Source organism: Nostoc linckia z4, assembly GCF_002608075.1.
GTDB lineage: Bacteria > Cyanobacteriota > Cyanobacteriia > Cyanobacteriales > Nostocaceae > Nostoc > Nostoc linckia.
This window is the reverse complement of sequence record NZ_LAHA01000036.1, coordinates 1-22,457: the sequence shown is the minus strand read 5'-3', so window position 1 is coordinate 22,457 and position 22,457 is coordinate 1. Positions and strand designations below refer to the sequence as shown.

Here is a 22,457-nt window from a genome sequence, read left to right as displayed (position 1 = left end):
AGTCGAGGAGTTATGAAGCCCATTTTGATGGACAGTTGTGGTAATGAGAAAATATAGCAAAAGTTTGAAATGTTCTGCTATTAACTTTAGGCTTAATTGAGTACTATTGAAATCTATTAAAAGAGCGAATTTTTTTGATAACTTATGATGACATAACCTCTATCTTGGGAGTGATTTGGCTCATGAACCAGATGGAGTAAATATAAAGTACAAAAGCAAACGGACATTGTGTTCTATGAAACTGAATTATTTTACAAAGGGGCTTTCTGTTGTAGGACGTTGGGTAGCTACAACATTGTTTTGTGTATCAGCGATCGCTTTTATTTGGCATGGTGGATTTGTTGTCAATAACTCAGCAATGGCTAGTCCAACAACAAACTTAATTGCATCTGCTGATTTGGATGATGCTAAAGGTAAAGCTAGTGAAGATGCTGGACGCACCAAAAATTTCGTCCGAGATACACGAGATAAGCTCAAAGAAGCAGCAAGAAGCAATGCTAATAAAGTAGACGAAGCAACGGATAATGGTAGCTTTGTTGGCCGCAAGGCACAAAGAGATGCAGCCCGCATCCAACAAAGAGCAGATGAAGATGCAGCTCGCACACAAAAGGCAGTAGACGATACCAAAAATGCTGTTCAACGCACTGTTGATAACATTAAGGACGCTTTCAGTAAATAGGCACTAGGCAATGGGCAATAGGCAATAAGAAAAGTTATTGGTTGTCTGTTGCCTATTCCCCGTTCATTCCTTCATCCTCCAACATGCACGCCAGGACGGCTTTCGGGATTTTTTTCAGCGCGACGGAGTACTTCACGGGTGAGGACGGCTATATCACCTTCACCAAATAAAATAAAACGCAGTAAGTATTGTATGGGGTTTCCCTCTACCCAACCGAAGTAAGCATGGGGAATTTTACCTGTTCGATCGCGAATGTACAATAATAAAGCGGCGATGGCATTGGGTACTGCGGCACTCTGGGCACGTAAAATGCGATAATCTCCAACTTGCACGCCTTTGACTTTAATCACCTCGGCAAATTCCGAAGCATCTGACACTAGAATTTCTAAAAACAAAATTGGATCGTCGGTTGGTATGTGGTTGTCTTCGCGTACCTCTTTCTCTTTGTAAGAATACTCTTCGATATCCCCTGTATTCAAACGATTAGCAATTATTCGTATTGCTCCCCGGCTTTCTTCGGCGATGAATTGCTGGGCAATATCATCAATTTCAATTCGCTCGACTCGCAGTTCAGTGGAACGCCAAACGCGAGAAATCAAGGAAGTGAAAATGATTCCACCGATAAAACATGCAGCAATGCGAATCCCTTCTGGTCTTTCGATGATATTAACTACAGTGGTATACACAAACAACACTGTAATGATGCCAAAGATCAAGGTTGCGCGCTTCTCTCGGTGACGGCGAGCTGATAAGGTGACGGCAAAGGCGGCTGAGGTAATCAACACTAACACGCCAGTTGCATAAGCCCCGCCTTGAGCTTCGACATTAGCTCGAAAAATGATTGTGACAATAAAAGCGATCGCTGTATACACTAACACTAAAGGTCGGCTGACTCGTGCCCAATTGGGAGCCATACCATAGCGCGGCAAATAACGAGGCACAATATTTAGTAGTCCCGCCATTGCTGATGCACCAGCAAACCACAAAATAGAAATCGTGCTTAAATCGTAAATTGTACCAAAGCTATTGCCTAAATAAAGATGGGCTAAATAAGCAAGGGCGCGTCCGTTGGCTTTGCCTCCCTCTGCAAATTCTGGGGCGGGAATCAGTAGACTAGTTATAAAACTACTGGTGAGTAAAAAGAAACTCATAATCACAGCAGCAGTAGTCAGCAGCTTACGTGTATTCTGAATCCTGGTTCTAGGATACTGATGAGTGTCGCTGCTACTACCTTTAACCAAGGGCATAACGGTGACGCCAGTTTCAAAGCCTGATAATCCCAGCGCTAATTTGGGAAATACCAAAAGAGCTAAACCGACGAGTAACAAAGGATTAGAATTGCGGGCAAATAAGGCAGTTTGCCAATCGGCGATCGCTTGTGGGCGAGCTACGATATGATACAAGCCGACGCTAACCACAATCAAGTTGAGCAGCAAATAAACTCCCACTAACAACACTGCAATACCGATGGCTTCTTTGAAACCTCTCAAGAAAACTGCCCCTAGTAATGCAATTAATATCAAAGTAATAGCGATAGTTTGATCGTGAAGCCAATTTGCAGCTAGGGGATTTTCGATAATATGGGCGGTAGCATCAGCAGCCGATAAAGTAATGGTGATAATAAAGTCCGTTGCTACGAAGCCCAGTAGACACAATACCAGTAATTTGCCTTGCCACCAGGAGAGTAAACGCTCTAACATGGCGATAGATCCTTCTCCATGAGGACTTTCGGCGGCAATGCGTCTATAGATAGGCAATGCACCAAACAGCGTCAGCAAAACTAAAATCAGCGTTGCCACAGGAGAAAGAGCGCCAGCTGCCAGTGCTGCAATTCCAGGTTGATAGCCTAGAGTCGAGAAATAATCTACACCAGTCAAGCACATCACCTGCCACCAAGGATGCTGGCGATGTGATGTTTCCTTGGGGAAAGGCCCTTGCCGCTTTTGTCTATTTTCTTCCAGCAACCAGCGGATGAACTGTTTGCTGAGCCTTTTTGTTGAAACAATTGATTTAGCCATCAAATATGCTTGTATTGCAGAAGTCAAAGTGGCTGATATAATCTTTGCTTTTTTTGGTGTGCCCTCTGTTTTGCAAGAGTGCTGAGTTAGAACTTAAGAATTGGGAGTTAGAAGTTATTATTCTCCTCCCGTTCTTGCCACTGCCTAAAGAATTATTTGTCAACAATTTTACCTACGCTGACAGCCCTAACTCTATCATCAAATGTACCAGAAATTGACCTTCGATCCAAACCAGTTAAATTAAGGTTATTGGCAATCATAGAAATGCGATCGCTCATATTTTAAGTAAGATCGGCAGGATATTTGAGATAATTAAGAATATAACTCTTGCCATAGCGAATGGATTGCGAAGACGTAGTTTAACTTAATAGATGATTGCATCTCAGTTATGCTTGGCGATCGCCTCTACACGCAATACGGTTCGGATAAGCTGAACTTCCCTTGTGGTTTGGGAAAAGGTTAAGGGGTAAGGGGTAAAGTATGTATTTGAAACCTTTCCCTTTTCCCCTTTAACCGAACCGTATTGCCTCTACACCGATGTGCATACTTAGTTACTTCATCAAAAACATAAATTATAGTCAAATTCAATAAGTAAAATACTTAATTTCTTTCTCATTTTTTGGAAATGCTTTCTCAAATGCCAGTTTGCTTTGCCATTTTCTTGTTTTACTTAAGTAAAAGTAACTTTTGCTTTCTCAAATTCCAGTTTGCTTTCTCATTTTCGTGTTTTCCTTAAGTAAAATCAGCTTTTGCTTTCTCGTTTTCCTGTTTTACTTAAGTAAAAATAACTTTTGCTTTCTCAAATTCCAGTTTGCTTTCTCATTTTGGTGTTTTCCTCAAGTAAAATCAGCTTTTGCTTTCTCGTTTGAGTAAATTGTGTACTAATTTAAGTCATTAACGCACTCAAAACAACCATCCTCTTTTAACTCGTGAGTGCTAGATTATCCGAAATAACCGAGGCCTTCATTTACCTTGCTATGATAAACATTTGACCAGACTTTTTAATTTCTGCGCTGGTTGTGTTGTTTACAAAAATTTATAGCTTAGCGATAAATGAAAATTGGCATTCAAAAAACAGTAGAAATCCTGGAGCAAGTTCACCAACTAGAATCGACAGTAGGTCTCAAAAATGAAGCTTGCCGTTCTAAATTTTTGATTCACCCTGACTCCACATCAAAAGTTTTTTTGTTTTTGCATGGTTTTACAGCAGGGCCTTACCAGTTTGAGCCGCTGGGTAAAGCCTTCTTTAACAAAGGATATAACGTTTTAATACCTTTACAACCAGGTCATGGGCGTTCAGGCAACTGGAGTCGTCAAAATCCTCCACCACTACCAACAGATATTCAGATATATCAACAATTTCTTCTGGAATGGTTGCAGATTGCAAAAACATTAGGCAAAGAAGTTGTAATTGGTGGATTATCATCAGGTGGAACTTTAGCTGCTTGGTTAGGTTTAGAACATCCCTTGGAAATTGACCGCACTTTATTGTTCGCGCCTTTTTTCGGTAGTCGTTACTCAATATTCGATGCACTGATGGAGATCTTGCCCATTTACTTTGAATGGTTTAACAAAGATGCACCTGGGAATTTTGGTTATAAAGGTTTTCGTCTTCCGGCGTTACGGATATTTCTTCAATTGGCAAAGGAGATTTTAGAAAAGGCTCAAACCTCTGTTTGTGCCCCTATGTTAATGGTATCTAGTGAAGCCGATAGTGCTGTTAGTCGCTCCAAACATCAGGATTTTTTCCTCAAAGTACTTAACCAGCAACCAAAATCCTGGTATTACTGTTTCGATGATTCGCTGCACATCGAACACCGAATGATGACAAAAATAGAAGACAATGATTATGAGGAATTAGTAATTACCCTTGCGAAAGCATTTGTTGAAAGTGATTTGACTTGGCTAGAGTTTGAGCAAATGGCAAAGCGAATTGCCCAAGGACAAGCCTCTGACCAAATTATGCGAGAATTAAACCTCGATGCTCAAGTTTCCCAACAACTATCTGCAATGATGACTCAAGGTTTTGGCTGTGAGGATCTCAAGTGCATTAATCCATATAAATGAAGGAGGGAAAGGGGTAAAGGGAAAGGGGTAAAGGGAAAGGGAAAGATTAAATTTATTCCTTTTCCCTTTAACCTTTAACCTTTTCCCTTACCCCCTGCCCCCTACTTCTCACCTCAGGAATTGTTAACACCTGCGATCGCAACCATAAGCAAGGTGCTACAATCAACAACCATGCTAGGGGTGCCTACATCATCAGGCTGAGATCACACCCTTAACACCTGAGTCTGGGTAATACCAGCGGAGGGAAGCTGTTTACTGAGGAATTCAATATGAGAACAGAATGGGTTGCTAAGCGGCGTGGGCAGAGTAATGTATCTCAAATGCATTATGCACGCCAAGGTGTTATCACCGAAGAAATGCACTACGTCGCCCAACGGGAAAATTTGCCTGCTGACCTCATTCGTGAGGAAGTAGCGCGGGGAAGAATGATTATCCCAGCTAACATTAATCACACTAACCTAGAGCCGATGTGCATCGGCATCGCTTCTAAATGTAAGGTAAATGCTAATATCGGCGCTTCACCTAATTCTTCCAATCTTCAAGAAGAAGTGGATAAGCTAAATCTGGCAGTGAAGTACGGTGCTGATACTGTTATGGATTTGTCTACAGGTGGCGGCAATTTGGATGAAATTCGCACCGCCATTATCCAGGCTTCCCCAGTTCCCATTGGTACAGTGCCAGTTTACCAAGCTTTAGAAAGCGTCCACGGCACAATTGAAAAGCTAACCGCCGATGACTTTCTCCACGTCATCGAAAAACACGCCCAGCAAGGGGTGGACTACCAAACCATCCACGCCGGGATTTTGATTGAGCATTTGCCCTTGGTGAGAAGCCGCATCACTGGTATTGTTTCTCGCGGAGGCGGAATCTTAGCACGGTGGATGCTGCATCACCACAAACAAAACCCGCTTTACACCCACTTCCGGGACATCATTGAAATTTTCAAAAGATACGATGTCTCTTTCAGTTTAGGAGATTCCCTGCGTCCTGGCTGTACTCATGATGCCTCGGATGCAGCACAATTGGCTGAATTGAAAACCTTGGGACAGCTAACCCGCAAAGCCTGGGAACATAATGTACAGGTGATGGTGGAAGGCCCAGGACACGTACCAATGGATCAAATTGAGTTCAACGTCCGCAAACAAATGGAAGAGTGTTCTGAAGCACCTTTCTATGTTTTGGGGCCATTGGTAACAGACATTGCTCCCGGTTATGACCATATTACCTCAGCGATCGGTGCGGCGATGGCAGGATGGTACGGTACAGCAATGTTGTGCTATGTGACACCAAAAGAACATTTAGGATTACCAAATGCCGAAGATGTGCGGAATGGGTTGATTGCTTACAAAATAGCAGCTCACGCAGCTGATATTGCTAGACATCGCCCTGGTGCAAGGGACAGAGACGATGAACTTTCCAAAGCCCGTTACAACTTCGATTGGAACCGTCAGTTTGAATTAGCACTAGACCCCGAAAGAGCTAAGGAATATCATGATGAAACTCTGCCAGCAGACATTTATAAAACTGCTGAATTTTGTTCCATGTGCGGCCCGAAATTCTGCCCAATGCAAACCAAAGTTGATGCCGATGCGCTGACAGAATTAGAGAAGTTTTTAGCAAAAGAAACTGTGAGCCAAAGTTAATTCGTATTTGGGTATGGGGTAAAACCCTTTGGGTAGGGTAAAGGGAAAAGGGAAAAGGGTAAAGGGTGATGAGGGATCTTTCCCCTTTGCCCTTTGCCCTTTGGCGAAGCCATCTCCCCACTCCCCCGTAAACATACTAGAAAAGAATGCGAGGAGTGTGATGGTGGGAGAGACACAGGAGCTAGGACGGATTATTATCTTGAATGGTGCGCCGCGATCGGGAAAGTCGAGCATTGTTGCAGTAATTCAAGAGACGTTTGATGGGGTATGGATGAACTTGGGTGTTGATAGATTTATGCAAATGACTCCCGCACGCTACCTGCCTGGAATTGGTTTGCGGCCAGGGGGAGAACGCCCAGATGTCGAACCCCTGGTTCCGATTTTATACAGCGCTATGTATGAATCCATTGCTGCCCACAGTCGCTTGGGACTGAATGTGGTGGTTGATGTCGGACATCATGACGCATACGCAATTCACCGGGGCATTCTCGCCGATAGTGCCCGACGTTTAAACGGATTGCCTGTCTTGTTCGTGGGCGTTCGCTGCCCCATTGAGATTATTATCCAAAGACGGCAAAACACGGGGTGGAAGGCGGTTAATACAGCCGTGCCAAATCCAGTTGAGTTATGGCAACGTGAAGTCCATATCCCCGGTATCTATGACCTTGAAGTCGATACTTCGTTGTTAAGTCCGGGTGCGTGTGCTGAGGTGATACGCCAACACTTGGCTAATAGTCCGACACCATCAGCATTTCAACGACTTGCTACACTGTCTGCCAACAACGTGAGTTAGACAAACCTTACCCTCTCAACTTCCCTCTCCTAAAACGCGCTACCGCATACACACAAGTCTTTTAAAATTGTTATGTAAGGCAGAAAAGGTTAATTTTTGCTCTTGGATGCAACAAAAGTGCAAGGCGATGCAACAAACGTGCAAGGCGATGCAACAAACGTGCAAGGTGATGCAACAAAAGTGCAAGGTGATGCAACAAACGTGCAAGGCGGTGCAACAAACGTGCAAGGCGATGCAACAAACGTGCAAGGTGATGCAACAAAATTGCAAGGCGATGCAACAAACGTGCAGGTCAAGAGACTTGTGTGTATACCGTAGCCGTATAATTGGCTTAAAACGCTATTTCGATGGTGAAGCTGCGAATTTTTCCGGTATCTAGATTAGCTTTATCTTGTACTTCCAGCGTCCAATTTCCTTGGGGATTTTTACCTTTAAAGGCAGCAAGTTTGGGGGTGTTCACTTCGTCATAGGTTGTTTTGATGTTATCTGAAGATCCGCCAAGGCGATCGTGGAGAATTATGGGAGATACGCCTGTTTGGGCTGGGGGGTTGAGTGTAACTATAAGGTCGGCAATGTAAGTATGCTCGATGTCTACGCTCACTTTGATCGATTTTACCAAGTTGGTATTGGCGATCGCTAATTGTAATTTTGATGTTTGCAAGTCGTTAATTGGTACATCTTGCACTGCTTGGAATATGCCGATGGGTGATGGTTGATTTGGCTTGGCTAATTCTACAGCTTTGAGAGCATTGATTCGACCGTAACCGTAGAAGGGACTGCGGCCGTTAGCATCATATTTACCTCCGGCTTGGTCGATGCGATCGCAGGAGCGTTTAATGATATCTCGCACTTCATCCCAACGCAGATTTGGGTTTCTGCCAATGATTAAGGCTGCTACACCAGCTGCACCCGGACAAGCGCTAGAGGTTCCACCGAATTCATTTGTGTAATTACCTACGTTATCACCCAAACCGACTTTACCAGAGTTATAGCCGACTTTACCAGAGCGATCGGTCGTCCAAATTCCAGGAGTTTGAGAAGTATCACCATGATTACTGGGAAAGGCGCACCAGATTGCTTTACCAAAGTCGCTATAAGCGCTTCTTGTGCCGTAGTCGTTACAAGCTGCCACAGCAATGACATTTTGGTAGCTGGCGTAACCGTCGTTATCCACGCTTTCGTTACCATTACCAGCAGCGAACAAAACTACACAGCCTTTGCCGTTACGTCCATTATTAATTGCAAAATCGATCGCTAGTCTTGTGGAGTCAGGTAGAGGCACTTTTTGGTTGTGTAAAGGATCTTTTGCTTCAAACCAAACACCATCTGCGGGGCCCCAGCTACAAGAAATCACATCAGCACCATTTTGAGCCGCCCAAACAAAAGCATCAGCTTCGTTTTGCGATCCCAGCGCCGAAGCTAAACGAATTGGCATCAATTTTGCACCAGGCGCAACACCAGATGCACCAAAGTTACCGTTTGCACAGGCTACTCCTGCACAGGCTGTGCCGTGATGATCCTCATTTCCTGGTCTGGGATCGTTTGTTTTACGCGTCACATCACGGGGAGCAACAATTTTTCCAGAGGAACGGAATTCTTCATGGTCGAGATCCACGCCATCGTCGATAATTGCAATAGTCGCTCCCGTACCATCGCTTAATTTCCAAGCCGCCTCAACATTGGCATGGGCGTTGATAACTTTACCATTAATTGTTGTTTGCTTGAGATGCCACTGCTGGGGAAAAATTTGACGTGGGCGTAATTCACGCACTAATTCCGGATGACATAACTCTACTAGAGGTTCATTGAGAAGTGTTTGGCTGATATCAAAGATGGCTAAACCAGTATTGACAGGTGCGCTGACAAAATAAGCATTGCGGGCATACCCAAGTTTGCGTTTAATTGTTAAGTTATAACGTCCTAAAACTTCCTCACATACCCCTGAATCTTGGCGATTATCGAATTTAACAAAGAGGTTTTCCGTATAAATTACAGGTTCTTGGGATCTAGGATCGACGAGAACCCGTCCTGCAAATTCAACCTTCGGTTCATCATTGAGAATTGACCTGGCGCGATCGCGCAAAGCAGTTCCTTGAAGTGGAACTTTCGCACGCAGAACTTCTACACCAGCTTGTCGAAACCGCGTTGTTAACTCAAATTGATTGAGAATACTACGAGCCGCAATAGATACAGGTACAACTTCAAAAGGCCTTTGAGCCACCAAAGAACTGCGGTTCTCGGTACGAACTACAATGTGTTCATCACTAATAGCAAGCTCATAACGTTGACCATTTTGGCCGCCATAGCGAACTTCAACCATAATTTCATCTCCTAATATTTATTGGGCATTGGGCATGGGGCATGGGGCATTGGGCATTGGGCATTGGGCATGGGGTAGAGGGGAAAAACTCATCTCCCCTGCTTCCCTGCTCCTTCATCTCCCTTATCGATTTTCATGTGTTATATCTGAATTAGGGCAAAGAAAAGATATAGCTTAAGCAGAATTTAATCTCTCTAACTTCATACAAGTCTTGAATTCTTCTTTCCAGAAAAGAGGGATTAAAAGTCAGGTTGATTTATGAATCTTCACTATTAGTGGGCATATATTAGGACTCATATTTTATTTGGTGAAAAAAACTCAGTACATTTTTATTCCTTTTTACCTGTTTCCTGTTCCCTATTCCCTAGCTTCACGAGTAAGTTCAGAAATCAAATCGGATTGCTATGTAATAAAGATTTGTATTTCATGCCACTAAAAAACGCTATAACATCATTAGAACTTCAGAAAGATGATTTATTTTCCTGCTGAGTATTTTTTGACAATATATTCTCTACCCCCGATCGCTGAAGTGAGATTCCAACAAGATTACTTTTCTGAGTATCCCCAAAAAATTCGCGTTGACAGCAATGGCTCTGCTGTATCCTACACTCGTCAACCTGGGTACTATGCAATACATTACAATCAACCTGGTACGGTGTCTCCAGGAGCGATTTTACAACTCAATGAAGGAGCAAGCGCAATTTTTTCTGGCGAACCCAATCAATCTGAAAAAAATACATTGAGTCCAGTTTATACACTAGAATCCAATGGTTCCCTTGCTGTACCAACTGGGCTAGTGTTCATTCGTTTTGCTGGAGGTATTAATGTAGAATCTCAGCGCGAAGCCATCAATGGAGCAGGTTACGAGGTAGAGCAAAGTCTCGCCTATGCACCAAACGCGGCCTGGTTGCGTCCCCGTTCAGGTAATATTGTCGATGCGATCGCTGGAATTTCTCAGTTACAAGCGATACCAAATGTTGAGAATGTCGAACTTCAAAAGGGGAAAGGGGAAAGGGGAAAGGGGAAAGGGGAAAGGTTTCAAATACATCCTTGTAACTCTTAGCCCTTAACCTTTTCCCAGACCACGGAAGTTCATACTGGTTATCTGAACTGTATTGATTCATAACCAATGACTAATGACTAATGACTAATAACTAATGACTAGAGGTATTTTATGACTAGTAATTTGCTGAAAAATACAGTTGATTCATCATCAAAATTGAACTATTCAGTATTAGTTGAAGCAAAAGAAAACGGATATCAAGCAACAGTTTGGGGTTTACCAGATTGTCAGGTATTTAGTGCAACGCGGGAAGAAGCTCTAAAAAATTTACACGAACTTGTGAATTCTCGCTTTCAAAATGTCGAAATAGTAACTCAAGAAATAGAAGCGGCAAAATCAGAACATCCTTGGATGAAATTTGCTGGTAAGTATAAAGATGACCCACAATTCGATGATATGCTGGCGGATATTGAAGCATATCGGCAGGAACTGGATGCAGAAATGGAAGAGTATTATCGCCAATTAGATCTGGAGGAAGAAATTAAGTGAATTTTTGGATACTGGATACAGATACTTTTTCACTTTTTCAAAGGGCGCATTTATTAGTAGTTCAACGTGTAAATACAATCCCTACAGAACAATTAGCTACCACAATTGTTACCTTTGAAGAACAAATGTATGGAAGGATGAATCGGATTAGAAGAGCCGATTCACAAGAATCATTAGTATTTGCGTACATACAATTAAATGAAACTTTGAAAGATTTTAAAACTATTAACGTACTTGATTACAATCAAGAAGCTGCTAATTGCTATACAGAACTGCGGCGACAAAAAATTCGTATTGGAACTCAAGATTTACGAATAGCGTCAATTGCAATTACCAATAACGGGATTTTGGTAACGCGGAATCAACGTGATTTTTGCCGCGTACTTGAGTTAAAGTTTGAAGATTGGACGCTGGAAAATTAGGGCATTGTCTATTATTCTGCTGTATAAAATACTTAATTTAATGCGGTAGTTATCGCACGTTAATTATTAATATGCTATTCAATATTTTCAAAAATTTTCAATCTAATATTTCACCGATTGATGTTTATTCTAGCTGGTATGTAGTTTGGGGAAAATTAAATAGTCTCACAGCAGATGTAGTTTGGCGAGATGACAAGTTTGCTGTGATTTCTGCGCTGACTAGTGAACAATTTGCACTCAGTTCTACAGAACAATTTGTAGTAGTCGGTGATGTATGGTTAACTAATCGGCTGGAGTTGCTGCAAAAATTGAAAGTTGATGCAAATAATTTTTCTGAAAACAATTGTCAATTGATTGCTGAACTTTGGGAAAAGTTTGGTTGTGAATGTCTGAAATTGTTGGAGGGGATGTTTGGGTTAGTCATTTGGGATCGCCATCAGCAAGTATTATGGTTGGGACGCGATCGCATTGGTAGCCGGACTCTGTATTACACTACTACTGGTACAATTCGCGCCATTGCGCCAAAAATGCGAGCGATCGCATCTTATCATTCAAAGGATGTGGATTTGGTGGCGTTGCGGGATTATCTCTGTTGCGCCTTCGTACCGGGAGAACGCACACTTTGGGAACAGGTGCGAGAAGTGCGTCCGGGAACTGTTATGGAAGTGTCTGCAAACAAAGTTTATAGTTACTGGGAATTGCAACAGCAGATTACAGGGGAGGATGAATCTTTAGTATGGCATGGCCATCGCTTGCGTTCTCTTTTAAATCAAGTTGTTGGAGAATATTTACCGCAAAATGCACCTGTTGGTGTTTTCCTTTCTGGTGGTTTGGACTCTAGCAGTATCACAGCTTTAGCAGCAAAGTTTCATCATCACCCAGTACATACTTATTCGATTCATTTTGGTACTGAATGTCCCAATGAATTAGAGTTTTCTAGTTTGGTGGCCGAACATTGTCAAACTCAACACCACATTCTGGAAATTACTTTTAAAGATATGTGGGAATGCTTACCCCAAACAATGGCGTATCTTGACGATCCTATAGGCGATCCGCTGACAGTGCCAAATTTCCTTTTAGGAAAAATGGCACGGGAAAATGTGCAAGTTATCCTCAATGGTGAAGGTGGCGATCCTTGTTTTGGCGGCCCGAAAAATCAGCCGATGTTGATGAATAGTTTATATGGTTCAATTAATAATCAAGATTCATTACAAGCATATCTGATTGCGTTTCAAAAGTGTGCCTTAGACTTGCCACAACTTTTGAAATCAGATGTTTGGACAGCAGTGAAAACAGAAGCATATGTATTTTCGTCTGATTTAAATTCCGATGTGAATTACTTAAATAAGTTAATGGCTTTAAATATCAAATTTAAGGGAGCCGACCATATTTTAACAAAGGTGAATAACTTAACTCAAGCAGCAAATTTACATGGGCGATCGCCACTTTTTGACCAGCGAGTTGTTGACTTGAGTATGCAGATTCCTCCAAAGTATAAACTTTCAGGGGTAGAAGAAAAAGCAGTACTCAAACAAGCGGTTGCTGATATTTTACCAGAGGCGATTATTCATCGTCCCAAAAGTGGCATGATGGTACCCGTACAGATGGGTTTTCGCAAGTATTGGCAACGAGAAGCGAGAAAGTTATTGTTAGATAATAAAAGTGCGATCGCACCTTATTTTAATCAATCATTAATACGAGATTGGCTAGACTATAAAGGCGATATTTGGGGACGCTACGGCGTTAAACTGTGGTTATTGGTCAGCTTAGAAATTTGGTTACAGGTAAATAAAAAGTAGTAGTAAAGTTGATACTGATAACGCTAACCAAAACTTTCAATACTGTTATAGAATGTACTACTTCCGTCATTTATACTAATCAAGTTGTCATCATTAATATCTAAATTTTGATTTGCAGCAATGCTACGGTTTACGATTTGAATTAATTTTTGTGGCTGCAAGGATTCTAATTCAACAAAATTACCATCCATTAACCATTTGAGTTCTTCATACCTCAGACTTTGTTGAATTTGTGTAGATAATTGTTGAGCTTGTGATGCTGATTCTTCGGTTCTTTTAATCCATATTTTCTGGCTTTTGAGTACTTGACGTGGCAATATCCCAAGGTCAATAATTTTTACATCACTATTTTTAAACCATTCATCATGAGAACGTAGATAATGCACTAAGCTAACTCCTCCAGGACTACAATTATGTAATGCATAAACTTTCAAATCAGGATTGCGGCGGAGCATTTGCATGGTAATTTCAAAGATACTTTCGGGATATTTGGTGATACTGAATATGGCACAATTTGTTTCAAAATGAAAATTATTAGCAATGAGAAATTGAGCAATAATATCACTATCACACACTAACAATCTATCAAAACTATAAGCAGTAATATCATTATTTATATTGACATTTTTTATATTTGTTTTATAAACATCAGAAAGTAATTTTTTAATCGAACCATTGGTTTTTTGCCAGGGATTCATCAATTCATAAATTGATTGATTATTAAACCATCCAGGATTATATATTTTCTGAGTAACTTTGATTACAGCCCGATTTCCTTTTATTAAATCGCCTAAATAAATGGAAATATTTGATATATATCTTCCCAAATATATTGCGATTATTCCTAATAAAATATAAGACCAATTATTAGAAAAATAAAAAAATTGGCTCAAGATGATGCCTATAATTAATATTAATACATCTTTGAGTAATTGGCTAAAGATATTTGTATCTGGTTGAAGGCGCTGAGACCTCATTTCATCAGAGGATGATGAATTAGCAGCATCTTGAATTTTGAAGAAACAAGCTAAAAAAGAAGTAAGCAAAAATAAGAAAAATTTGACACTGAAGGGAGTAATTTTAATATTTAGTTTGACTAAAGTTAGATGAGCATAAATATTCAAAACAGTATAAAGTAAAAACACTAATACACTGATACCAAAGCAGAGATTAAAATTGATGCGATGAATGTTGATTTGTTTGGACTCTATGATGCTTGGTTTTGTATTTGGTGTGAATTTTCTATCGATAAAATATTTGAATTGACCGACAGTAAAGTATAAAGTATTGTTAGCAGAAATTTGAGCGATCGCATTTGCAAAAAATTGATCTGTTAAATTTTTACGGCTAGTGTGACTAGTGGGTTCAAATACAAATCGATGACTACAATTTTTACATTTACCCGAATTTAATTTTCGCTCTCTAAGTTTATTATCAATTCCACATTTAATGCATTTCATGTTAATTATTTAGCTAGATTGTTGGAAGTTTTGATAAAGGTATGCAGAGGTTTGTTTCAGAATAATTAGTTGGGTATTTGTAAACAATTATGATGATGAAGAAGAATAAAATTTGAATTTGATATTAACCAAAACTTTGAACGACGTAGATATCATTTCCTGTCTCGCCAGTTAAAAATAAACCACTGTCAGAACTTTCAATATTTTGGCTATCAGCAATACGTTTTTGCAAAATTTGAATTAGCCTTTGGGGAGTAAAAGATTCTAATTCGACAAATTTACCTGACTCTAAAAATTCTATTTCCTCAGCAGATAAAATTTGACGGATTTCTGTAGTTAATTTTTTGGCGGCTTGTGCTGATTCTGAAGAAGTTTGAATAAACATTCCACGTTTAGCAGCAATAATTTGACGTGGTGTCAGTCCAATATCAATAATTATAATGTCGCTATCTTGAAACCATCTAGGACTACTGCGTAAATGGTGAACTAAACCGATTCCTTGGGGACTGCAATCATGAAGTGCATAAACTTTCAAATCGGGATTTCGGCGTAGCATTTGCATCATAGTTTGAAAAATGCCTTGAGGATAACCAGTGATGCTCAGAATTGCACAGTTGTTTTCAAAATGGAAATTATTAGCGATTAATAGTTGAGCAATTGTAGCGCGATCGCAAACGATTAATCTATCAAAACTGTATGCAGTAACATCTGGATTAAATGTAGTCAGGGTATTGTCTTCTCGTGGTGAAGGAAGAATTTTAACAATTAAACCATTGATTTGTCGCCAGCGTTCGATCCAATTTTCAAACTCGTTTTGAGAAAATAAAAATTCCTGGGTTGATAGTCCAGAATTTTGTAGCTGTTGAGTTCCCAAATATATCGATACCATTCCCAAAACGACGCTCAAAGTAAAGGCATAAAAGGAATTGATAATCAATATGCTCCCAGAAATTCCTCCCCCTAAAATGATGATTCCAACAATTTGTAATGCTCTAGCATTTGCTCTGCGACTTTTGGCATTAAGTTGATGAGAATCGCTATTTTGAAAAATATTCAAAATATAAATAGCGTTAAAAATAAATAATAACAAGGCGATAATATCTTGATTGCCAGTAGTTATCTGAGCCGACCAAAAAATTATAAGTATGCTGAATATTAAATAACCTATCAATAAGCTGAACACAGAGGAAAATGACTTACTGACAATCCGCATATTTAACAAATAAAATAATTGTTTAGGTGTAAAAAATAAAGTGTTATTAGCCGAAATATCAGATAAAATTTTGGCGAATAACGGGTCAGTAATTTTGACTTTATTCATACTCATCGGTTCAAAAGCAAACGGATGATTGCATTTTACACAGCGACCTTGATTAGCTGTCCGGTCTTTTAATTTATTATCAGTTCCACATTTAATACACTTCATAATTTTGATTGAATATTAGTAGTGAATCTTGATATCATGTCCTGTTAAATCTAAGATTTGGGTAATCTTCTCCCAAGGTGAGACGCTACGCAAACAATCAGTGGCGGGTCTCAATCCCCTACCCATTGATTCTGTATTCTGAATTCTGAATCCTGAATTCTGACTTCTGACTTCTGTATTCTGAATCCTGAATTCTGACTTCTGACTTCTGAATTCTGTATTCTTCTTCAACCAACACCTGATTTGCCAATAGAACATTGTAATCTTCCCGTTGGCGAATTAGGCGATGTCTGCCATTTTCTAACAAAACTTCCGCCGGTTTAGGACGGTGTAAAAAGTGAGATGACATAGCATAGCCATAGGCTCCCACATCTAAAATGGCAATAGCATCACCAATTTTTAATGCTGGGAGTTGGCAATTTTTTCCGAGATAATCTCTTGAGTAAGTTGTGTTACCGCAAACATCAGTTGTGAATAGAGAGTGGGGAATGGGGACTTCATCAACCAAGGATTTTGTTTTTCCTTGTCCTCTTTCCCAAGTGATGATTTTTCGATGTCCACCGTGTACTGGAGGTACTGAAAGATTAGCAACGGTGGTGTCAACTCCGAGAATTTGTTTGTCTTTTTGCCATTTTACAGAAACAACTTCAGCAAGCAAAGTTGCACATCCCGCGATCGCAGCTCGTCCCGGTTCAATTACCAAATCAATTTTCTTTGGTAAACAGGTAAGTTTCTTGCTTAACTCAGCACCAAATTTTTCCCAATCAAACCCCACTGCGTTGTGCTGATAGGGATAGCCAAAGCCACCACCAAAATTCAAATATTCCCAATCTGGTAATAGTTGTGCTGTAGCTATTAATTTATCGATTACCTCAGTGAAAGCTGCTGTGGCATTAGTTCCCGTCCCCCGATAGAAATGTAAACCACTCAGCTTTAGTCCAACTTCATTAGTTAAAGCAATGGCTTGAGCAAATTCTTCAGGACAAACGCCAATGCGGCTATCTCCGGTAATTTCCGGTAAATTAACGCGTAAACCCAAGCGGGGTGGGGAAATGGGGGGATTATTTTGGTTTAGTGTGCTTTTGCTAACTTTATTTGTCAAGATTTGGCAACACAACTGTAATTGATCCAAACTATCTAAATTGAGAGTTGTGACTCCCCAATTCAGGACTTGTGTCATCTCTGCGTGGTTTAGATTGCTACCACTGTAAACAATTTCACTGGGATTGAAACCTGCTTGCAAACCTAGATAAATGTCTCCTGGTGTATTGGCGTGGAGTCCCCAGCCAGCAGAGCGAAAAATTTTTAACAGCGCAATGTTACCATTAGTGACGCTGGCAAAGCGAAATTGTGTACGAGGATAGCTGACTGCCTGAGTAATATATTCAATAGTTTGGCATAAGCGATCGCCATCATAAACATAAAGCGGAGAACCGTAGTGATTCAGTAACTCTTGAGCAAGTTCTTGAGTGAATGGGGGAGATGGGGACATGGGGACATGGGGAAAATGACTCTTAACTCCTAACTCGTGACTTTTATCTAAGCTTGCCATCGCTTATAATTCCTCCACAACCAAGGGGGTAACCAAAATGGATGATTCCATGATTGTTTGCTGAAGTTTTCATTTAAGAACTGCCATCGCCAAAGTTGCCACATAATTAATAACCAGAGAATTTCACCAATTCGCCTACCTTGAATAGCACCTCCCAATTTACCTTCAACTATTTGGGCGGCGATGTGGGGATAAAAATGATTGTTAGCATTGAGTGTTTCTGGATTAAGCCACACACCAATTTGATGCCACAAATCATTAAAACACCAAGAAGTTAAGGGAACTCCCATACCACGTTTTTGTCGCCAAACAATTTCAGGGGGTAGCCAATTTTCCACAGCACGTTTGAGGATATATTTTTCACAAGCTCCTTGTAAGCAAAGTTCTCCAGATAAACGAAATGTCCACTGTGCTAAATCTAGGTTACAAAAAGGCGATCGCACCCACAATCCATGAGCCAATCCCAAAGCACTAGCACGAGGATGGATATTCTGCGCTCCTTTGAGCATTAAACTGGCACGCCGGAGACGATGCAGCAAAGCAGGACATTCAGTAGCATCGAGAGCCGTTAACAACCAATCTTCAGGATGCAAATTCTCGATTTCGCCATATATTTCTGGTTGATAAACTTGAGATTCATAGCCCCAAAGACGATGAAAAGTCCGGAGATATTGCTGGATAAAAGTTTCCTCGCCGGCGGGATTTGCTGACTGATAAATTCCTGCGGCAATTAAAGGTTTATTCGTCCAACCTGCAAATAATTGATCTCCACCTTCCCCATTAAAAATTATCTGAGTTTCTTCTCTCGCTCTTTGAAATAGCAGGTACAACGGAACACACACGCCATCACCAAAAGGCAAATCCAATGCTTTCACCGTAGGAATTAAAGCATTTTTAATATGATTTGGCTGTGCTGCTACTTTTACTAAAGGAATTTTGAGAAATTGGGCGACTTGTTCGGCATAGGGATATTCTGGAATCCCTACGTTACCAAAATCCAAAGTGTAAGCGCAAACTTTTACCCCTGCTTGCACCAGTAACGCCGCCACCACAGAAGAATCAAGTCCGCCAGAGAGAAACACCCCCACAGGCTCATGGCTAAAATCGGCAATTTGTTCTGTAATGGAATTTTTCAGCAGGATTTGTAATTCTCGAATTGCTGTAGTTTCATCTGTTAACTGTTCTGGGGCTTGTCGCCAAGAATTAATATTTCGAGATTTTGGTGTTTGCAGATTATTTAAATTGCCATCGTGCCAAATCAATTCAGTGCCCGCCGGAACTGCAAAAACTCCAGTCACAGGAGTTAAAGGTGTGGGAACATAGGAAAAACAACTATAACCATATAAACCAGGAATACTCACATCTGGTTCTTGCAAAATTGGTAACAAAAGTTTTAATTGAGTTGCAAACCAAATTACTTGTCTTTGGACAGTCCAATACAAAGGCATTTTTCCGAAAGGTTCTCTACCCAAAATTAGGCAATTACTTTTTTCTAGACTTACCCAAGCATCTGGCGCACTGAATATTCCTGAGGCCGAAACACTAGCAATTTGATTTTTTAACGGTGAATAATTTTTATCCCGTCCTATATAAATAACATTGCAAACAGGAAGCAGATGATTTTCTGGTGTATCTGTAAAAACCACATCTAACTCTGCTTGCGAAGGGAAAAAAGTCTCTCCCCTCCTAGAGGAGAGGTTTTGCAAAACATCACTTAACAGCGCTTCCAACCAATGTTGAGCGCCGTAACCCCAATATCCAAGAAAATGATGTGGGATGTTGTCCATAATTGGACTAGTTCACTTGAAAAGTTTCGTTGCTAATTTGACGCCCTTCCAAGAACATTTGCACCTGCCATTTGCCAACAGTTGCAGCTGAATTAATCGTGTGGCGACATTGAGTATTCCAAACTGAGGTATTAATTTCGCGGGTTTGATAGTTGTTTTGCTTGACAATTTTACCTTTTGGATCTAACCAATTACACGAAAGAGTTAGTTTTTTACCCAAAGGTGCATCCTTCAAGGTGACACGATAAAAAACTTCTGCATTATTTTGGCGAGAAATTGTATTTAAATTACTGCTATTATTTTGTGCTGAAGTGATGCGGTCTTGTTGAGCAGAAACACGAGCAAGTGCAGAATTTTGTTGTTGGATGACAAATATTGTAGATGCACTCACCACTGCTAATAATGCCACCACACCAGAGGTAATCCATCGATTTTGACGTTGTTGCACTGAAAGGGCTTGACGACGATGCAACTGAACTATAGCTTCATCTAGTAACTCAGGCGGTAAGTTCATCTCCTGTAAAATTTCTTTAACTTGTTGCTGGTCTAATTCTGCTTCTCGACGCGTTTGCAGACTTTCAACTTCAGTGACTATTTGTGCTAATTCCTCTTGAGTCAGTCGCTGCGTCATAGCTTAACTCCTGTTAAAAAAAAGTTGTGCAATACGAAGAGTGTTTGGGAGAAAATGCCCTACTGAATTAGGGAAGTCTTAACCGGGAACAGCGATGAAAAACTTGAGTTTTGGGTCTGAGGTACAGTTTAAAAAAGATGTTTTTACGAGACGCAAAGCACGATTTTAAACGGTGTCCTTGTCACAACCCCACACTATGACGCGTGGGTTTCCCTGTTAAGACTTGCCTCTAAATACATTCCGATGGTTCGCATCATAAACTACAAGTTTGGCTAATTACTTTTCGGAAAAAATCCGAAAAATATTGCCAAATTGGCAAACCAGTAACTAGATTTTTGATGTTTGAGGATTAGCCGATTCCAGCTAGTTTGTGATGGCGATCGCTGTTCTGATTATAATTAAATGTTTTACTCGATGCTCAAGTGCCATGGTCACTAACAGCGAAAACAACATCCAACGCAGCTGTTATCATTAAACCCAGTGCTGAGTTAAGTCAGTAGGCGTAAATAATTGTAGTTACGAATAGGCAGGTAGCAGTGAGCAAAAAGTACGAGGGGAAAGAATTTGAGCCTTGTTTACTTTTATTTACACAGTTTGATTTTATTGTGCCGACTTACTTACCTTAGGAGAAACTAATTCACTCGTTTTCAAAACCCTTAATGTCCTGATTATTTGTTGATTTTTTAACATAATTGAAAATTTTTGATAATTTTGTTTTTAAAATGTATCCAAAATATTAGATAAATTATTAAAAATTTAAATTTATTTCTGAACACCAATAGCTAGTTACTTTTTGCTACATTTCATTGGGCATTGGGCATTGGGCATGGGGCATGGGGCATTGGGCATTGGGCATTGGGGATGGGGCATGGGGCATGGGAAGAGGACAAGGTAGACAAGGTAGACAAGGTAGCAATCTTTCTCTCCGAAGTTCTGATGGTCGGAAACCTCCGCTCAGACTTCTCTCCTTGTCTCCCTTGTCTCCCCCCTCTCCCCATCCTGATGGTCGGAAACCTCCGCTCAGACTTCTCTCCTTGTCTCCCTTGTCTCCCCCCTCTCCCCATCTCCCCATCTCCCCATCTCCCCATCTCCCCTACTCCCCCACTCCCCCACCCACGTCCACAATCAGTTCCTTGATTCGATCCTGTGGTAAGCCTAACTCCTGACTGAGAGTGGCTTGAAGTTGGTTCATATCGGTGATGGGAAATTCAAATACTATGCTTTTGAGAACTGAGTTACTGGTTTTAACGTTCACCCGTGAAATTCCTTGTTGTCTGAGGATTTGCACTTCTATGGCCGCTACTCTTTTTGTCATTTGCCGTGATGATTGAGTATCGGCTAGCAGGTATTTTTTGGTGAAATGATAGCGACTCAAAATTCGATCTCCAACAAAGCCGCTTCCCAGCCAAAAAACTAGTCCAATCACGGGTAAGGACAACCAAAACACAAACCCCAGCGATCGCAACACTTGAAAACGTTGAAGTTGCTGCATGGAAAGCATGAGATAGAATACTTACTGTTACTTCTGTGTTATTTCACCTTAATCCTAAAACTAGGAAGTAAGCAAAGACAGCAACTTAAGCAAATGGAATGTTGATCTTACTAGTAGAAGATGACGCATCGCAGTTAGAGCCACTAAGAGCAGCATTGTTAAAAGCGGGGCATATAGTAGATGCAGTGACTGATGGCGAAACAGGACAGTGGTTTGCCCTACGCAAAGATTATGATTTGCTAATTTTAGATTGGATGTTGCCCAAAGTCAGTGGCGTAGAATTGTGTCAAACCTACCGACACGCAGGTAAAGTAGCTCCCATACTCATGTTGACAGCCAAAGACACTGTTTCCGATAAAGTCAAAGGTTTAGATGCTGGAGCCGACGATTACTTAGTCAAGCCCGTGGATGTGCTGGAATTATTGGCACGGGTGCGGGCACTGGGAAGGCGATCGCCAATGTGGCAAGGAGATATACTCACCTTGGGCGATTTGCAACTTCATTTATCCAACTTGATACTTGAACGCGGTTCCCTAACAACTCAGCTTTCTAGCCGCGAGTTTCAACTCATGGAATATATGATGCGTCATCCCCGCCAAGTCTTATCTCACGGTCAAATTGAGCAAGCCCTGTGGAATTGGGGAGAAGAACCAGAAAGTAACGCAGTTACCACCTTAGTTCGCCGTTTACGCCAACGGCTACAAACTATTGGTATCAAAGATTGGATAGAAACCGTACATCGTATGGGCTATCGGTTAAATCCGCCAAGTTAGTGGAGAGTGGGGAGATGGGGGAGGTGGGGAGATGGGGGAGACC

General features: G+C 40.9%; 20 protein-coding genes and 1 riboswitch. Of the genes, 10 read left to right on the top strand and 10 right to left on the bottom strand.

Annotated features, from left to right (window positions below; genetic code table 11):
- Nucleotides 1–235: 235 nt before the first annotated feature.
- The gene (locus VF06_RS24345; protein ID WP_099069873.1) at nt 236–679 is read left to right on the top strand and encodes a hypothetical protein; all 444 of its coding nucleotides are present in this window, start codon (nt 236–238) and stop codon (nt 677–679) included.
- A gap of 71 nt (nt 680–750) precedes the next feature.
- On the opposite strand, the gene VF06_RS24340 is transcribed toward VF06_RS24345, so the two are convergent.
- Nucleotides 751–2,697, bottom strand: coding sequence for an APC family permease (locus tag VF06_RS24340; RefSeq protein WP_099069874.1), 1,947 nt, complete (start codon nt 2,695–2,697; stop codon nt 751–753).
- A 1,053-nt stretch (nt 2,698–3,750) separates the two neighbouring features.
- Between VF06_RS24340 and VF06_RS24335 the strand changes: the two genes are divergently transcribed.
- The 4 genes from VF06_RS24335 (at nt 3,751) to VF06_RS24320 (ending at nt 7,518) form a co-directional block, all read left to right on the top strand.
- Complete coding sequence (locus VF06_RS24335) at nt 3,751–4,764, top strand: alpha/beta hydrolase (protein ID WP_099069875.1); 1,014 nt, start codon at nt 3,751–3,753, stop codon at nt 4,762–4,764.
- Between the two features lie 166 nt (nt 4,765–4,930).
- A riboswitch (TPP riboswitch) is annotated at nt 4,931–5,027 on the top strand.
- 6 nt (nt 5,028–5,033) lie between these two features.
- On the top strand, nt 5,034–6,407 hold the full coding sequence (thiC, locus tag VF06_RS24330; protein WP_099069876.1) for a phosphomethylpyrimidine synthase: 1,374 nt from the start codon (nt 5,034–5,036) through the stop codon (nt 6,405–6,407).
- A 160-nt stretch (nt 6,408–6,567) separates the two neighbouring features.
- The gene (locus VF06_RS24325) at nt 6,568–7,200 is read left to right on the top strand and encodes a chloramphenicol phosphotransferase CPT family protein (RefSeq protein ID WP_099069881.1); all 633 of its coding nucleotides are present in this window, start codon (nt 6,568–6,570) and stop codon (nt 7,198–7,200) included.
- Between the two features lie 102 nt (nt 7,201–7,302).
- On the top strand, nt 7,303–7,518 hold the full coding sequence (locus VF06_RS24320; protein ID WP_099076773.1) for a hypothetical protein: 216 nt from the start codon (nt 7,303–7,305) through the stop codon (nt 7,516–7,518).
- A 13-nt stretch (nt 7,519–7,531) separates the two neighbouring features.
- On the opposite strand, the gene VF06_RS24315 is transcribed toward VF06_RS24320, so the two are convergent.
- Nucleotides 7,532–9,520, bottom strand: a complete 1,989-nt coding sequence (locus VF06_RS24315; protein ID WP_099069878.1) for a S8 family serine peptidase — start codon at nt 9,518–9,520, stop codon at nt 7,532–7,534.
- 4 nt (nt 9,521–9,524) lie between these two features.
- The gene (locus tag VF06_RS39450; RefSeq protein ID WP_143861743.1) at nt 9,525–9,638 is read right to left on the bottom strand and encodes a histidine kinase; all 114 of its coding nucleotides are present in this window, start codon (nt 9,636–9,638) and stop codon (nt 9,525–9,527) included.
- A gap of 378 nt (nt 9,639–10,016) precedes the next feature.
- On the opposite strand from VF06_RS39450, the gene VF06_RS24310 reads away from it, so the two are divergent.
- The 4 genes from VF06_RS24310 to VF06_RS24295 all read left to right on the top strand — a co-directional run bounded on the left by VF06_RS24310 (nt 10,017) and on the right by VF06_RS24295 (nt 13,293).
- Nucleotides 10,017–10,583, top strand: a complete 567-nt coding sequence (locus VF06_RS24310) for a hypothetical protein (RefSeq protein ID WP_257208138.1) — start codon at nt 10,017–10,019, stop codon at nt 10,581–10,583.
- A 111-nt stretch (nt 10,584–10,694) separates the two neighbouring features.
- A complete protein-coding gene (locus tag VF06_RS24305) occupies nt 10,695–11,072 on the top strand; it encodes a type II toxin-antitoxin system HicB family antitoxin (protein ID WP_099072601.1) in 378 nt (125 codons plus the stop codon).
- Nucleotides 11,069–11,494 (top strand): type II toxin-antitoxin system VapC family toxin, encoded by a 426-nt coding sequence (locus VF06_RS24300; protein WP_099072600.1) that lies wholly within the window; start codon nt 11,069–11,071, stop codon nt 11,492–11,494. Before VF06_RS24305 ends, VF06_RS24300 begins: the two co-directional genes overlap by 4 nt.
- Before the next feature lie 71 nt (nt 11,495–11,565).
- The gene (locus tag VF06_RS24295) at nt 11,566–13,293 is read left to right on the top strand and encodes an asparagine synthetase B family protein (RefSeq protein WP_099072599.1); all 1,728 of its coding nucleotides are present in this window, start codon (nt 11,566–11,568) and stop codon (nt 13,291–13,293) included.
- A gap of 23 nt (nt 13,294–13,316) precedes the next feature.
- Here VF06_RS24295 and VF06_RS24290 read toward each other — a convergent pair whose 3' ends face one another.
- From VF06_RS24290 to VF06_RS24265, 7 genes are all read right to left on the bottom strand, one after another.
- Entirely contained in the window at nt 13,317–14,753 is a 1,437-nt protein-coding gene (locus VF06_RS24290) for a toprim domain-containing protein (RefSeq protein ID WP_099072598.1), read from the bottom strand.
- A gap of 124 nt (nt 14,754–14,877) precedes the next feature.
- Entirely contained in the window at nt 14,878–16,179 is a 1,302-nt protein-coding gene (locus VF06_RS24285; protein WP_099072597.1) for a toprim domain-containing protein, read from the bottom strand.
- 118 nt (nt 16,180–16,297) lie between these two features.
- Nucleotides 16,298–17,731 carry a diaminopimelate decarboxylase family protein gene (locus VF06_RS24280; RefSeq protein ID WP_099072596.1) on the bottom strand — a complete coding sequence of 478 codons (1,434 nt, stop codon included), beginning with the start codon at nt 17,729–17,731 and terminating at the stop codon, nt 16,298–16,300.
- Complete coding sequence (locus tag VF06_RS24275; RefSeq protein ID WP_099072595.1) at nt 17,719–19,518, bottom strand: asparagine synthetase B family protein; 1,800 nt, start codon at nt 19,516–19,518, stop codon at nt 17,719–17,721. Before VF06_RS24275 ends, VF06_RS24280 begins: the two co-directional genes overlap by 13 nt.
- Before the next feature lie 7 nt (nt 19,519–19,525).
- Nucleotides 19,526–20,149 carry a DUF3859 domain-containing protein gene (locus tag VF06_RS24270; protein WP_099072594.1) on the bottom strand — a complete coding sequence of 208 codons (624 nt, stop codon included), beginning with the start codon at nt 20,147–20,149 and terminating at the stop codon, nt 19,526–19,528.
- Between the two features lie 803 nt (nt 20,150–20,952).
- Nucleotides 20,953–21,237 (bottom strand): hypothetical protein, encoded by a 285-nt coding sequence (locus VF06_RS39445; protein WP_143874526.1) that lies wholly within the window; start codon nt 21,235–21,237, stop codon nt 20,953–20,955.
- A 5-nt stretch (nt 21,238–21,242) separates the two neighbouring features.
- The gene (locus VF06_RS24265) at nt 21,243–21,641 is read right to left on the bottom strand and encodes a hypothetical protein (RefSeq protein WP_099073529.1); all 399 of its coding nucleotides are present in this window, start codon (nt 21,639–21,641) and stop codon (nt 21,243–21,245) included.
- 98 nt (nt 21,642–21,739) lie between these two features.
- On the opposite strand from VF06_RS24265, the gene VF06_RS24260 reads away from it, so the two are divergent.
- A complete protein-coding gene (locus tag VF06_RS24260) occupies nt 21,740–22,414 on the top strand; it encodes a response regulator transcription factor (protein WP_099073528.1) in 675 nt (224 codons plus the stop codon).
- Nucleotides 22,415–22,457 lie beyond the last annotated feature (43 nt).